Below are 14,242 nucleotides of genomic sequence, written 5' to 3'. Positions count from 1 at the left end.
TTTGGAAGCAAATTTTAAATTCTAATTTCCAAAATTTAAAATCTAAAATTAAACGGTCAAACTACAGCCAACTCGCGGCTGTAGTTGTAGAGATAAGTTATCCAGTATTTACTTTCAACCTACCTCTATCATTAGCACCGCTTATTCTTCGTCTTCGTCTTCTAAATCTTCTTCATCTAAGTCATCAACATCCAAATCATCCTGGGTTAATTTTTTGTCACTTTCACCAAGTTGAATCAAGTGAATGTGCTTGTAACCCAATCTAATTTCAAATTCATCGCCTGGCTTTAAACCCATTGCTTTGGTGTATGTCGCACCAATCACAATCTGACCATTTTGATGAACGCTAACACGGTATGTCGGTTCGCGGCCTCGTCCATCTTTGGGTGCTTCTGGGCTGAGTGGAATTCCTCTAGCCGATAGCAAAGCATCATAAAAATCAGTGAGATTTACACGAACCTGATTATTCTTAGTAACAGTGTAGTAGCCGCACTGCTTTGCTCTTTCTCGACGTGGTAAATTGGAAAGCTCTTTTACTTTAGCAAGCAATGCTTTTCCGGTTAATGGTGCGGTTGCAGTTTCAGTCATTATGCTCAAAGTTTCCTTACTTTCTCCAAACTGATAAACGATATTGTCTTGTGCCAGCATTTAGCTTTTTAGCATCTGCACAGAGCAACTGTTGACCCTTAAGGTGAGGGTACATTCCTGCTTATAGGGGGAAGCTATAGCGCCTCTATTATGGTTATCCACAACAGATGAGGTTTCATGGTAATCACAGGTATTAATTTCGGTGATTTTACGTCAGTTTTAACCATGATTCGCCAAGGAAAATGAAATTATTTTTTCTTTTGGCGCTACTTTAGCGGCTTAACTTTCAGCCACCTTTACAAATTATGTGAGTCCTACGACCAATAAGTCGTAGATCAAGAAATTGCAGGTTTTCCACTTTCAATGCTGGTCTTTCTTACTTTTGAGTTAGAAGGTTTATCCTACTACTACTCTAGAGCTTTGAACAGCATGGGATTTGAATATGGTCATACAGGCCTACACCCTTTAGTCCTGCTAGTAGAGACGTGAATTTTCATGTCTCTACATTACAAAATCAACAAAGCAGCAGTAGCCGCGCTTGTACGGCTATTAATACTGGGTTTGTTACTTCTGTAATTTTATATTAAATACTAGCATGGACTAATAATAACAAAATAGTTGTTTTATTTTGAATTAAATTTAACTGGTAAACTTTTATTTAAATGTACTAGCTTGGGGAAGTAAAAAACGATGATGATTTTTCTAGGGTTTGATAGCAGTGGTGAGTATTGCTATGGTGCTTTTATCAAAATTCCTCTAATTTAGACTGCCAGATTTGACAACTGAGTTAAATCTAAGATTTGCTGGATTGAGACGAGTAAAAAATCCCTGAGGATTTTCGTCCCATTGATAGCCAACAGATAAAAAGCAGATAGAGGATTCTCTAGGTCTATCTGTGGGAAGAATTAATTTTTGTACATCTGTCTAGTGCATTATTGCCAGTACTTGACTTCATTAGCGCTTTAACACTTCTATATAAACAAAAGGTGCCATTTTAGAAGCATTTGAGGTATTCTCCCAGCTAGGAGTTGATGCTGTGAACATCAGGATGTAGTGCTACCCTAAGGTAGATTTAATTTATCTATTTTTCCTCTCGAGCCAACTTCCATGTGTCCTGATCTGGCTAATCATTTTTTACCTATACTGCCTAACAGGTCAATTAAATGTAAAGTAGCAATTACGTTTTTTGATGTTAGGTCAAGAGTCGGACACAAATGTAGCCCGCTGTGCGTCAAAGGCTAAAATTTTAATGCTAATCCTGAAACTACTACTACGCGGAATTTTAAATTTATCTGGAAAAGTCTGCTAGGTCAAGCAGAGTTAGCAACGTTAGTAAAAATCTGGGAAGCTTACCCAAGATAGTGGCTCATTATCAAAACTTTTTACGAAATTCAACTTCCAAAAACTTTACATCATGTAGCTTAAGAGTAGTTTTTGGGTGGTACTCTATTTTGCGGCTGTGTACTAGAATTATTAAGTTTTCAATCATCAGTCTATTAACAGCTAGCCTGGAATAAAGAGCCAAAAGAGTATAGCTCGTTTTTTAGAGTAATCAGCCTGTAGTGATGAGTTTTCAGGCAGGTAGATAATTTCAAAATTTTGGTTGGTAATAATGGAAATTCTATTTAAGGTCATTCGACAAGAACAAAATTCCTCCCCTGTTGTAAAAACTTACCTGTTAGAGGTAGAACCTGGCAATACAATCTTGGATTGTCTCAATCGCATTAAGTGGGAACAAGATGGAACTTTAGCATTCCGCAAAAATTGTCGCAATACGATTTGTGGTAGTTGCGCTATGCGAATCAATGGCCGTTCTGCTTTAGCTTGTAAGGAAAATGTTGGCAGCGAAATAGCTAGATTAGCAAAAATTCCATCCCCAGGAAGGGAAGCAAATGCAATTCCAGAAATCACGATCGCACCACTTGGTAATATGCCTGTGATTAAGGATTTAGTGGTGGATATGGGCAGTTTTTGGAATAACTTAGAAGCAGTAACTCCCTATGTGAGTACCGCAGCCAGACAAGTTCCAGAAAGAGAATTTTTGCAAACGCCACAAGAGCGATCGCTTCTCGATCAAACAGGTAATTGTATTATGTGTGGAGCTTGCTACTCAGAATGCAATGCTCGTGAAGTAAATCCTGATTTTGTTGGCCCCCATGCCCTAGCCAAAGCTTATCGCATGGTCGCAGACTCACGCGACCAAACAACCGAAACTCGCTTAGAAAATTACAACGAAGGTACTAAAGGAGTGTGGGGTTGTACCCGTTGTTTGTATTGTGATGCAGTTTGCCCGATGGAAGTAGCACCATTAGAGCAAATCACTAAAATTAAACAAGAAATACTTGCTCGTAAACAAGCCGATGCTAGCCGTTCAATTCGCCACCGCAAAGTCTTAATTGACTTAGTAAAAGCAGGTGGCTGGATTGATGAACGTCAATTTGGTATACAAGTCGTAGGTAATTATTTTCGCGATTTACGAGGATTGCTCAGTTTAGCACCCCTCGGTTTACGGATGATTGCTAGAGGTAAATTCCCCCTTTCCTTTGAATCTTCCGAAGGTACCCAACAAGTGCGATCGCTCATTGAATCTGTGCAAGAGGAGGTAGGGGCTAGGGATTAGGAAAAAGCAGGGGGGCAGGGAGCAGGGAGCAGGGGGAAATTGTTAATTCCAATTACCAATTACCAATTACCCAATGACAAATGACTAAGGACACCCCTAACAGTTACTTACCGTGGATCTTGAGGTATATTGAGCGGCTGTCCAAAACGGTCATAGACTAAAATATCCCACTGCCCATTATTACTAGATTCAAAAGCAATCCTAGTACCATCAGCGCTAATTGTGGGATTGCGGACTTCTGCTTGCAGATTTGTCGTTAAATTCCGCAATTGGCGTGTTTCCCTGTCGTAAAGTACAATAGCCGATCGCCCTTGACGACTGGCCCCAAAAACTACATAACGGCCATCCTCAGAAACGCTGGGATGAGAAGCAATTGTATCTAAAGAATTTAAACCTGGTAAATCTACTAAATTGCCAGTTATCCGATCAAATAAGTAAACATCTTGACTTCCCCTTCTGTCAGAAGTAAACACAATATATCTGCCAGCAATTTGAGGATTTAATTCTGAGGCTAAACTGTTGAGACTGCGACCCCCAGGATCAAACGGATAACTCAAAAGGCGTGGGTAGCCAAAACAACCAGTCAATAGACTGGAGCAAGCAAATACCGATATAAAAATAGAGCGTTTCATAATATTTAATTGTGCGGCTGGGGCTAGCCAAAAAATATTCTTGAATCCCCTTGATGATTTTAAAGAAGCTAGTCAAAAAATTACAGACTTATTTTGAAGCGTAAAGAGTCTGCGATCGCTTTTTCTAGCCTTACCCTATTGAGAATTAGGCGGTGCAACTGTTGCACCATTGGGAATATCTAATTCAATATTTGGCCCCCGGTCTAAGACTTCAACGTCCCACTGACCACGGCTAGCAGTTTCAAATACCACATAACGCCCATCTGGGCTGATCCCTGGTTTTCTCACCCAGCCGCGATAGACTGGTGTGAGGATTTGTGATTGTTGAGTAGCGCGATCGTAAAGCGCTACTACTGGTCTGCCTTGATCGCTAGTTAGGTATACAATGTAGCGCCCTGTGTAGCTCAAGCTAGGACTTTCGGCAATGGTTTCCGGTCGGTTTAAGCCTGGGGTGCGAATAAAACTTTGATTCTGTAAGTCGTAAATTAAAATTTGATGACTACCGTTACGATTGGATACAAACGCTAAAAAGCGCCCATTTCCACTCAAAGTCGGTTGCTCCTCTGTAGAACGACTGTTGAGGGAAGTAGGCCCAAGCGGAATATCACTAGAACTACAAGAGACAAGCACACTTGCCAAGCTAAAAACTAGGCTCCAATGAATCGGTCGTTGGAGCCAAAATCCCGGTGTAAATTTTTTCACCTCAACTATTTTCCATCGCCCTGACTATTTTAGATATCATCAAAATTGGTCGAATTATCAGAATCATCATCTGTTCTTCCAATTGGTTTGTATTCTACATAATCAGTTGGTATGGCCTCATCATCTTCACGCTCTCTGCGAGCTGGTGAATCATTAACTGGACGGCGTTTCCTTGGTCTGGGGGTGACATCTTCATCACGAATTTCGGGACGCTGTGGCGTGTTATTACCACGGCGAGAAGGTTTTCTAACTTCACTTCCCGAACTATCCCAATCATCAACTTCTCTAGAAGCAGAACCCCAACTTTCTTCATCCAATCTGTCGGAAGGACGGCTCCCAGAACGTCCGGAGCTGCGGCGACGGTTTCTTTCGCCTGAGTCCGGTCTTTCATTACTACTGCTGGGACGTTCTGAACGACGGGGAGATTGATCTGCATAATAATCATCACGGGAAGAGCGATCGTCTCTGCTAGCACGAATTCGGGGTCGTACGGGGCGTTCCTCTTCCTCATAAGGCAAGGGATCTAAATCATCATCCACTTCAGCTTGATATCCCCGTCGCCGCTTTTCATAGGAATATTTATTGCTCACCTCGCGCTCTTCATCCACAATGGGAGTATTGCGCTTGGCTTGCTGGGTAGCAATACTACGTAAGCGAATACTTTCTACGGCAAAAAATACAGTTGTACCCACTAAAAGTAGCTGACCAAATTGCAAAATTGGGTCTAATCGCCAACCCTGGAAGATTAAAATAAAGCCACAAAGTAAGCCTACCGCTGCAAAAAAGATATCTTGATCTCGTGACAGTTCGGGACGCACAGTCCGTAGAAAATACAGTGCTGCCCCAGCCACAGCCAGGAAAATTCCCAAAATACTGGCTGAGTTTGTCCCAAAATTTACCTGAGCCAGAATACTGGCTGAGTTCAGCCCAAAATTTATCATTGCTATTTTTCCAATATCAAATCTATGTTAGCGAGTCACAATTAAAATCACTACTCTAATCAAGCACAATATATTTAAGCTTCAAAGCCACTGGTAAAGAAGCTTTGAAGCTATCCACCGAAAGCTAAAAAATTTTTGTCTGTCAGCTAAGTATACCTTGTCCTTTGTTAAGAGGAATTGCTGCTCTTGGTGCAATCAGGTAAATAGCCAACAGACAAAGGTTTATGAGAGTCAAGCTGACCCCCGCCAAGATTATGAACGTTGGATTTTATCTTTTTGGCTAATGAAAATCAAACCAACTGTCGCAGGGATAACGACAATTAGAGTACCCCACAACAGACTCCAAAGAAAATTTGCTAAAGCAGGTGTCATAGTTCTCAACCTTTTTTTACACACTTCATCATAATTCTAATAGTGTATTACTTCCTTGAGAAGCCTCACAATCATCAGCCACAAAAGGACAACGGCCTGATAAATAATTAAGTTAAGGGCTGCTGGATATTTGCTTTTCCATCTCTAAGAGCAGGTAACAGCATTTGGTTAAAATTATAGAGAGTGGTTTACAAAGCTTAAAATTTTTGCAATCTTGCCTAGATTGTTTCTGCGTTCACAGATAGTACTTCAAACTAATGACTGTTGTTAACCTAACTACTTGGATTCTCAACCCTTTATTGGGATTGATGATATTTTTGTTCATTTTTCGCATCATTCTCACTTGGTATCCGCAAGTGGATCTAAATCGGTTCCCTACTAATCTCATAGCTTGGCCCACTGAACCTTTTTTAGCTTTGTTGCGAAAACTAGTCCCACCCATCGGTGGAGTAGATATTACACCTATTATTTGGGTTGGGATTTGCAGTTTGCTACGAGAAATTCTGCTTGGTCAGCAAGGATTACTGACCATGATGTCTCATGTAAGTTAGGGCATGGGGCATTGGGCATTGAGAGGACTGAGTGCTGAGTTAAGAATTATTCCCTTTTCCCCCTCATCCTCCTCTTCCCCAGTCCCTAGTCCCCAGTCCCCAATCCCTTATCCGTTTAACTCCTGCACGAAATTAGTGTAAACATTACCCTGCAAGAACTGTGGAGTTTCCATAATTCTTTGATGAAACCCAATAGTAGTAGGCAATCCGGTGATAGCACATTCCCGTAATGCCCGTTTCATGCGGGTAATGGCAGTGGGACGATCTGGCCCCCAAACAATTAACTTGCCAATTAGCGAGTCGTAGTAGGGGGGAATTTGGTAATCGGTGTAAACATGGGAATCAATCCGTACACCAGGGCCACCGGGGGGAAGATAGCCGCTAATACGTCCAGGTGAAGGGCGGAAGTCGTGGTCAGGATCTTCGGCATTAATTCGGCATTCAATTGCATGACCCTTTAACACTACTTGGTCTTGTGTCAGCCTCAGCCTTTCGCCTTGAGCAATCCGGATTTGTTCGACAACTAAGTCTACTCCAGTAATCATCTCTGTTACAGGATGTTCCACCTGAATCCGGGTGTTCATTTCCATAAAGTAGAATTTACCGGATCTATCCAAAAGAAATTCGATAGTACCAGCCCCGGTATAGTTAATAAACTGGGCAGCTTTCACGGCAGCCTGACCCATTTTATCTCGCAGGTCGGAATCGAGTGCGGGGCTAGGGGCTTCTTCTAAAAGCTTTTGATTTCGGCGTTGAATCGAGCAATCCCGTTCGCCTAAGTGGATAACGTTGCCATAATTATCCGCCAAAATTTGAAACTCAATGTGGCGTGGACGCTCAATAAATTTTTCTATATAAACGCCAGAATTACCAAAAGCTGCACCCGCTTCACCTTGAGCAGCCAAGAAAAGTTTAACGAATTCGCTTTCAGAACGTACTAAACGCATACCCCGGCCACCGCCACCGGCTGTGGCTTTAATCATGACTGGATAGCCAATGTCTTTGGCAAGTGCTAATCCTTCTTGCTCAGATTCGACTAAGCCATCGCTACCAGGTACTGTAGGTACCCCAGCTTTGTACATCGTTTCCTTAGCAGTAGATTTATCGCCCATTAAGCGTATCGCTTCAGGAGTTGGGCCAATAAAAGCAATATGATGGTCGGCACAAATTTCTGCAAACCGAGCATTTTCTGCTAAAAAGCCATATCCAGGATGAATGGCGCTGGCATTACGTGTTAAGGCGGCAGCAATAATATTGGGGATATTCAAATAACTTTTACTGCTGGCGGGTTCGCCAATGCAAACCGCTTCATCGGCAAGTTGGACATGTAAAGCGTTACGATCAACAGTGGAGTGAACCGCAACTGTCGCAATTCCCATTTCTTCACAGGCGCGGAGAATGCGAAGGGCGATTTCTCCCCGATTGGCAATTAATATTTTGTCAAACTTCATTTTCTAGTTTCGAGATCAGTACCAGTAGATTGACATTCTCTCCCATTCAACTTGCAACAATGCTTTCCGCCTTATTTCAAATTATGACAGGAGATTCCCCAACCTCCTCCAAGAAGAGTCTATCAGCCCTTGGGTAGTCTCCCAAAGGCTAGGATTTGGCTGAGAATGCCTACGGGGGTTTAACTAGATTAACAATATTTCTATTGTTAGTCTCCTGCTGCATTTACCCGAATTAGGTTTGTACAAGCGTACTTTGTACCCCACGTTGGCATACCCCTTTTAATATCTCTCGGGAAGTGACTATATTTCTGTCAGTCTAGTATCCACTAGCAGAAAATTTATGCTATATTCTATTTTCAGTGATAAAAACCGTGCGGATGTGGCGGAATTGGTATACGCGCACGCTTGAGGTGCGTGTGGCTTTGCCTTGCGAGTTCGAGTCTCGCCATCCGCATTTTTTAGTGGATAGTAAAAAGTTAAAGGTCAATAGTCAAGGGTAAAAAACTTGAGGCTGTTGACCTTTAACTATAGAAGCGAAATCTGGAGTAAGGGGAAATGGCTAGGGGCTACGGGAGAAATAAAGGTTCCTGGGTGAAATACTAATACAATGTGGCTAAAATCAATCTGAAATTTCAAACTGTTCAAAAATCACTGAAAATTAAACCAATTCAAATAATGTTTGCGACAGATCAATCATTTGGAGAGCAAGGCAACGCCTTGCCCATAAAATCTGTCACATTCTTTTCTCAAATTGGTATTAGCTTTGTAGTGGTACTAGTTTTTTATGCTTTCATAGAAATAGGTGAACTTTTGTAAAGAACAAAGAACATTGACTGCAACTTTTAGTCCGACAAACAACTTAACACTGCCAGCAGCATGGCATCGCCTGAATCCAATTTGGCAAGGTGGAGAGGAAGTAATTAGGAAAAGTTTGCCCCACTCTCAGCTAGCACCAACTTGGCAATTGCTGCTTTTAGGCGATGGCTCTCCTACACGCCATTTAGAGTTACTGACAGGCGAGCCAACGGAAGTTGATGTAATTGATATGTCGTTAATTGGTATGGACTCGGATGCAGCTCCCGATTTAATTCAAGTTGTACCAGGCCCTAGGCTGCGGCGACAGGTTTGGTTACGTACTGCGTCTGGTCAGAGATTGGCTTATGCTACTTCTTGGTGGGAAGCCAGCCATGTAGATGAGTATTTACAAAACCGTTCTTTACCGATTTGGGCAAGTTTAGCTCGTCTCCGTACAGAGCTGTATCGAGATGTTCAAGGGATTTACTATGGTTACTCACCTGCTTTAGAGTCTGGTTTTGAGGTGGATGGGCCTTTTTGGGGTCGTCACTATCTGTTTTGGCATCACGGACAGCCTTTAACATTAATTTACGAAGTTTTTTCACCTTATTTAACTAAATATTTGGGCCCGATGCAGCTAAATTCTAGAGATTAGAAAAAAGCTCAAATTAAATTTGATTTCTTGTAAAGTTTTGCTGGGAAGTCTGAAAGCAGAGTTCACCAGATTCGGTATGTCTATAAGAGTGAAAAAATCTCAATAGTCCCCTGGTAAAGAGCCTAATTCATCTACAGGTGTTTAATATCAAGCTACACTGGTAAAATTTAAAATTTTGCTGAAGAGTAAATTAATCTCCAAATATTACTCCTATGTAAAATAGCTATTTTATAACAATGAATAATGTGCTTTTGATGCTAAACACATGATATTTGATTTACCAGCACTCTTGTACTATCCCTAAAGTGTGTGTCAAAAGTTAGTTAAATTTTATTTTTAAAAGCCTTAGCTGTATGTTTAAATAAATTACTAGTAAGTTCCAAAAGTAGAACATAAAATTTGAGATGATACTTTCTTAGATAGAAACTTTGCCTACAAGAGGATAATAAAAATATTTAGACAAGGCTAATACTATAAAGTTAGAGTCAAGCTTTGCTATGTTGATGTGATGATTGGCAAGTCTCATATTTATATAAAATTTAAAAAATACAATTATATATTGGCTAGCAAAATATTTCTTAAACAGACAAATATATGATTAGAGTTCTGCTAGTAGATGACCAAGAAACTATTCGAGAATATTTAAGGTCATTGATTGAAAAAGAAACAGATTTAGAAGTAGTAGGAGTTGCAGAGAATGGAAAAGCTGCAATTCTAAAAGTCGCTAACTTACATCCAGATGTCGTGCTCATCGATATGGAAATGCCTGAGATGGATGGTATTAATGCGACAAAGATTATTAGTGAAAGATTTCCGAAAACGAAAATTTTGGTCTTAAGTGGTTATGACAAGCATCAATATATTAATGCATCTCTAAATGCTGGAGCCTGTGGTTATATCTTAAAAGATGCATCCCCAGAAGAACTCAGAGATTCAATTCGCTTGGTTGAGAAAGGCTACACTCAGTTAGCGCCTGGTTTAATTAATAAGATTATTCCTCAGCAGCAACTATCTAGTTCTGAGATTTTTGATTTTCAAAAAAGTGCTGCATTGCCGAAGCCAGGAACACTACTCCAAGAAGATACTCCGCTTTTATTAGATGTAATTCAAACAGACGCAGTTTTACCTCATACAACTCGTTGGGTAGAAGTAGGAGGGAAGCTTTTAATTGGATCTGTTGCCACAGCAGTTATTTTATCTGCAGTTATTCAATATCAAGTAACTGTCAAGGCACCTGCGAATGTTCGTCCTGTTGGAGAAATAAGCTTAGTCCAATCAGCATCAGAAGGAACTGTGAGAAGAATTCTGGTGAGCGAGAATCAGGTAGTAAATAAAGGAGATATTATTGCCACTATTGATGATAGCGAAATACTAATTAAAAAAAGTCAAGTTCTAGCGAATATCCAGCAGAATGAAATGCAACTAATGCAATTGGATGCTCAAATTCGTGCTGTAGATAGGCAAATAAGTGCAGAAACAGAGCGAAATAAAAAGGCGATCGCAGGTGCAACGGCAGAGTTGCAACATACAGAAAGAGAATATCAGCAAACTCAAGTTTCATCTAGCGGTCAACTAGACGAAGTTAAGGCAAATATTAAAATTGCTCAAAATGAATTACAAAAAGCAGAATTTGATTTGAAATCAATGCAAGCGAATGTGAAAGCGACAGAAGCAGCCTGGAAAGCTGCTAAACTGAAGCGCGATTACTATCTCGGTCTTGCTAAATCTGGATCAATTTCTCAGAATCAGTTGGAACAGGTGCAACTAACACTAGAACAGCAGGAACAAACTTTATTATCGCAAAAAGCAGCATTAGAAGCTCAAAAGCAAGTTATCGAAAGGCAAAAACAGGGTGTAGCCGCAGCTACTAGCAAATACAAACCAGCAGTAGCCGCCACTAATCCTAATAATGCTGTGTTAACAGTTGTAGAAGCAAAAATTGCTCAAGAACGTTCTGCTGGTGATGGAAGTTTGGCAAGCTTGCAGCAAGAAAAAAATGCTCTGCTCCAGCTGAGAATCGAAATTAAAAATATCATTGACAACGGTCAAAAAGAATTAAAACAAATAGATAAGCAACAGCAAGCAACTATCATTCGTTCTCCTGATAAAGGTACGATTTTGAAGTTAGAATTGCGAAATCCTCAGCAGTTAGTGAGTGCAGGAGAGGTAATCGCACAAGTTGCTCCCTCTGAGGCTCCTTTGGTTGTTAAAGCTAACGTCAGTGTTGAAGATATTGGTAACGTCAAAGTCTGTAAAGTGCAACCAGTTACAGCTTGCCAAGAAGGTAAAGTCCAAATGCGGATTTCCGCTTATCCTTACCCAGATTATGGGATTTTAGCTGGTGCTGTGAGGAGTATCAGTGCCGATGCGATTACACCTCAAAATAATGCTATGGCTACAACTGCGCCTTACTATGAGGTGACTATAGAACCGGAAAAACTTTATTTAACAAAAGGCGATCGCTCTTATCCCATTCAACCAGGAATGGAAGTTAAAGCGGAAATTATTGCTCAAAAAGAAAGCTTCTTGACGTTTATGAGCAGAAAAGTACGGCTGCTGACTAATTTATAGCTTCTTGGGGATTGGTGATTGGGGACTTTCTACTAAAAAAATATACTATCGCTTTGTTGGCAGGGGGGCAGGGTGCAGGGTGCAGGGGGAAGAAAGAAAATATTCTCGGAGTATATTGAATAATTTATTTTCCGGAAGTTTCTTAGTAAATCGCAGCGATCGCTGCGATGGCACCGTAGAAGCAACTGACTTGCAGCTGTGTCAAGTTAGTTATATCCTCATAACGCTTGGGGTAACGGAGCGACTTTGGTATTGTCCGGCAAAATCAACTAAAGTGTGTTAATAAAATGTGTTAGCAAAGCTAACTAACTAGTAAAACAGTGCTTTTGACATACTGGGAAAAGTTGATCAACAAAGGCTGGTAAATGTTCAGGGTGGACAAATTAAGATAATTTGCTGCCCTAAAGAATGTCTAAGCCTTTGATTTACTTGGCAAATCAAGTAATGAGTTCGCAAGTATGAGGTATGGGTTTCGATGGTACTGCCTAATGTGTCTGTTGCGATGAAGAAAAAAATTAAGAAACCGTCTCTGGTGCTGACGCTTTCGGCTGCTGGGTTGTTAATTGGTGGCGGGAGTGCAGCATACTGGCTATTAACCCAGGGGCAATTATTTTCTAAAGATTTACCAGTAGGTGCAACTATTATTCCTCAAGATGCCCTGTTTGCGGTTTCTCTCACCACAGATCCTAAACAATGGCAGCAATTGCGGCAGTATGGGACAAAAGAAACCCAAGCAGAAATAGATAAAAATTTAGTGAAGTTGCGCGATCGCTTTCTGACTAATAATGGTTATGACTTCCAGAAAGATATTCAGCCGTGGGTAGGCAATGAGGTAACGATCGCCATTCTCGCACCCCAAGCTACTCAACCACCACCAAAGCCAGTTTCTACTAACCCAGAACCTAATAGCAGTCAGCAGTCAATGGTAATGGTTCTGCCTGTAAAAAACCCAGAACAGGCTCAAAGCCTTTTGGCACAACCTAAAAGCTTAAAACAAGGTAAATGGATTGACCGCACATATCAAGGTTTTCCCATCAAGCAAACTGATGGACAAACGGGTGGAAACCTCTGCGCTACAGTCTTAGATGGGCGGTACTTGGTAATCGCTGATGATCCCAAAGCTACAGAACGAGCTATTGATGCTTACAAAAATAAAACGTCTTTAGCTACAACAGGCGGATTTGCCGATAATTTTCCTAAAATTGCTAGTTATCAGCCTTTTGCTCAGTTTTATGTCAATGTACCAACGGCTGCTAGGATAGCTGCATCTGCGCCAAATCGCCAGTTACCCGCGCAAGTTTTAGCACAGCTGCAAAATAACCAAGGTTTGGCAGGGACAATTCAATTAGAGCCCCAAGGGATACGTTTAAAAGGAGTTTCTTGGCTGACCCCGAATAGTCAGCGAGTGCTGGCAGTGGAAAATAAGGCAGGTAGAATGCAAAGCATGGTGCCAGCAGAAACTTTAATGATGCTTTCTGGTGGTAACTTACAGCGTTTCTGGGCAGACTACGCTTTAACATCCCAAGGAAATCCCCTATCGCCAATTACCCCAGAACAACTGCGAAGTGGGGTGAAATCTTTAATCAATATGGATTTAGAACGGGATTTACTGCGGTGGATGAAGGGTGAATTTTCTTTATCAGTTATTCCCAACACCCCAAAAGATAGTTCAACAGCAGATTTTCGAGCTGGATTGCTGTTCATGGTCAAAGCAAGCGATCGCACTTTGGCGGAAACATCCCTAAAGCAGCTCGATGACGTGATGAAAACTCAATATCAGTTCAGAATTCAACCTGCATCGGTTGCAGGTAAACCTGTGACTAATTGGGTTGCACCTTATGGAACCTTAACCGCTACCCACGGTTGGTTAGATGGAGATGTGGCGTTTTTCATCTTCGGTGCGCCCATTGCCGATAAAATCGTTCCCAAACCTACAAATACATTAGCTAGTACAATTCCTTTTCAACAAACTGTACCCACAGAACCGAACCCAACAAATGGGCAATTTTTCTTAGATGTTGAACAAGCAGCGAAAAATTTTCCGCTACCAAATATAATTCCCAATCAACAAACTTGGTTAGGTGCAACCCGTTCCATTGGTGTGACAACTGCTGTGAGTGATAATCGCAGTAGTCGGTATGATATTTTCTTTGCACTCAAAAAGGTGGAGCATTCGTAGGGGATTGGGGATTGGGGAGGCAGAGGGGCAGGGGGCAGGGAGAAGGGGGGAAATTCTTAATTCCAATTACCCATTACCAATTACCCAATGCCCCATGCCCCATAACTTTTGACTTTTGAAAAACCTATGACCCAATACGCTCTAAGCAGATAGGATCAGAACAGTCAGAAAAAATAATTTTAACG

At 41.2% G+C, this 14,242-nt stretch carries 12 protein-coding genes and 1 tRNA gene; 7 read left to right on the top strand and 6 right to left on the bottom strand.

Annotated features, from left to right (window positions below; genetic code table 11):
• Positions 1-141: 141 nt before the first annotated feature.
• Complete coding sequence (locus AACU25_RS09085; protein ID WP_096583614.1) at positions 142-588, bottom strand: AbrB-like transcriptional regulator; 447 nt, start codon at positions 586-588, stop codon at positions 142-144.
• A 1,612-nt stretch (positions 589-2,200) separates the two neighbouring features.
• On the opposite strand from AACU25_RS09085, the gene AACU25_RS09080 reads away from it, so the two are divergent.
• The gene (locus AACU25_RS09080; RefSeq protein ID WP_096574870.1) at positions 2,201-3,208 is read left to right on the top strand and encodes a succinate dehydrogenase/fumarate reductase iron-sulfur subunit; all 1,008 of its coding nucleotides are present in this window, start codon (positions 2,201-2,203) and stop codon (positions 3,206-3,208) included.
• A gap of 107 nt (positions 3,209-3,315) precedes the next feature.
• Here AACU25_RS09080 and AACU25_RS09075 read toward each other — a convergent pair whose 3' ends face one another.
• The 4 genes from AACU25_RS09075 to psbX all read right to left on the bottom strand — a co-directional run bounded on the left by AACU25_RS09075 (position 3,316) and on the right by psbX (position 5,855).
• Entirely contained in the window at positions 3,316-3,840 is a 525-nt protein-coding gene (locus AACU25_RS09075; RefSeq protein ID WP_096574868.1) for a TolB family protein, read from the bottom strand.
• Positions 3,841-3,975: 135 nt separating this feature from the next.
• On the bottom strand, positions 3,976-4,542 hold the full coding sequence (locus tag AACU25_RS09070; protein WP_096574866.1) for a TolB family protein: 567 nt from the start codon (positions 4,540-4,542) through the stop codon (positions 3,976-3,978).
• A gap of 29 nt (positions 4,543-4,571) precedes the next feature.
• Positions 4,572-5,483 (bottom strand): Ycf66 family protein, encoded by a 912-nt coding sequence (locus tag AACU25_RS09065; protein ID WP_096574864.1) that lies wholly within the window; start codon positions 5,481-5,483, stop codon positions 4,572-4,574.
• 252 nt (positions 5,484-5,735) lie between these two features.
• Entirely contained in the window at positions 5,736-5,855 is a 120-nt protein-coding gene (psbX, locus tag AACU25_RS09060) for a photosystem II reaction center X protein (RefSeq protein WP_045874392.1), read from the bottom strand.
• A 257-nt stretch (positions 5,856-6,112) separates the two neighbouring features.
• On the opposite strand from psbX, the gene AACU25_RS09055 reads away from it, so the two are divergent.
• Entirely contained in the window at positions 6,113-6,406 is a 294-nt protein-coding gene (locus tag AACU25_RS09055; RefSeq protein ID WP_096574862.1) for a YggT family protein, read from the top strand.
• Between the two features lie 107 nt (positions 6,407-6,513).
• Here AACU25_RS09055 and accC read toward each other — a convergent pair whose 3' ends face one another.
• Positions 6,514-7,857, bottom strand: coding sequence for an acetyl-CoA carboxylase biotin carboxylase subunit (gene accC, locus AACU25_RS09050; protein WP_096574860.1), 1,344 nt, complete (start codon positions 7,855-7,857; stop codon positions 6,514-6,516).
• Between the two features lie 373 nt (positions 7,858-8,230).
• Between accC and AACU25_RS09045 the strand changes: the two genes are divergently transcribed.
• From AACU25_RS09045 to AACU25_RS09025, 5 genes are all read left to right on the top strand, one after another.
• Positions 8,231-8,311, top strand: a tRNA-Leu gene (locus AACU25_RS09045).
• 155 nt (positions 8,312-8,466) lie between these two features.
• Positions 8,467-8,673 carry a hypothetical protein gene (locus AACU25_RS09040; RefSeq protein WP_096574858.1) on the top strand — a complete coding sequence of 69 codons (207 nt, stop codon included), beginning with the start codon at positions 8,467-8,469 and terminating at the stop codon, positions 8,671-8,673.
• A 13-nt stretch (positions 8,674-8,686) separates the two neighbouring features.
• A complete protein-coding gene (locus tag AACU25_RS09035; protein ID WP_096583612.1) occupies positions 8,687-9,307 on the top strand; it encodes a chorismate lyase in 621 nt (206 codons plus the stop codon).
• A gap of 594 nt (positions 9,308-9,901) precedes the next feature.
• A complete protein-coding gene (locus AACU25_RS09030; protein ID WP_096574856.1) occupies positions 9,902-11,878 on the top strand; it encodes a response regulator in 1,977 nt (658 codons plus the stop codon).
• A 475-nt stretch (positions 11,879-12,353) separates the two neighbouring features.
• Positions 12,354-14,057 (top strand): DUF3352 domain-containing protein, encoded by a 1,704-nt coding sequence (locus AACU25_RS09025; RefSeq protein ID WP_190445750.1) that lies wholly within the window; start codon positions 12,354-12,356, stop codon positions 14,055-14,057.
• Positions 14,058-14,242 lie beyond the last annotated feature (185 nt).

Source organism: Tolypothrix tenuis PCC 7101 (genome assembly GCF_963874875.1).
GTDB classification, from domain to species: domain Bacteria; phylum Cyanobacteriota; class Cyanobacteriia; order Cyanobacteriales; family Nostocaceae; genus Aulosira; species Aulosira tenue.
Note: the sequence above shows the minus strand (reverse complement) of the source record. Positions and strands in the feature narration are given on the sequence as shown.

Coding starts and splice junctions, on each gene's coding strand:
- AACU25_RS09085 (WP_096583614.1), bottom strand. CDS start 588: ATGACTGAAACTGCAACCGCACCATTAACCGGAAAAGCATTGCTTGCT.
- AACU25_RS09080 (WP_096574870.1), top strand. CDS start 2,201: ATGGAAATTCTATTTAAGGTCATTCGACAAGAACAAAATTCCTCCCCT.
- AACU25_RS09075 (WP_096574868.1), bottom strand. CDS start 3,840: ATGAAACGCTCTATTTTTATATCGGTATTTGCTTGCTCCAGTCTATTG.
- AACU25_RS09065 (WP_096574864.1), bottom strand. CDS start 5,483: ATGATAAATTTTGGGCTGAACTCAGCCAGTATTCTGGCTCAGGTAAAT.
- psbX (WP_045874392.1), bottom strand. CDS start 5,855: ATGACACCTGCTTTAGCAAATTTTCTTTGGAGTCTGTTGTGGGGTACT.
- AACU25_RS09055 (WP_096574862.1), top strand. CDS start 6,113: ATGACTGTTGTTAACCTAACTACTTGGATTCTCAACCCTTTATTGGGA.
- accC (WP_096574860.1), bottom strand. CDS start 7,857: ATGAAGTTTGACAAAATATTAATTGCCAATCGGGGAGAAATCGCCCTT.
- AACU25_RS09030 (WP_096574856.1), top strand. CDS start 9,902: ATGATTAGAGTTCTGCTAGTAGATGACCAAGAAACTATTCGAGAATAT.
- AACU25_RS09025 (WP_190445750.1), top strand. CDS start 12,354: ATGGTACTGCCTAATGTGTCTGTTGCGATGAAGAAAAAAATTAAGAAA.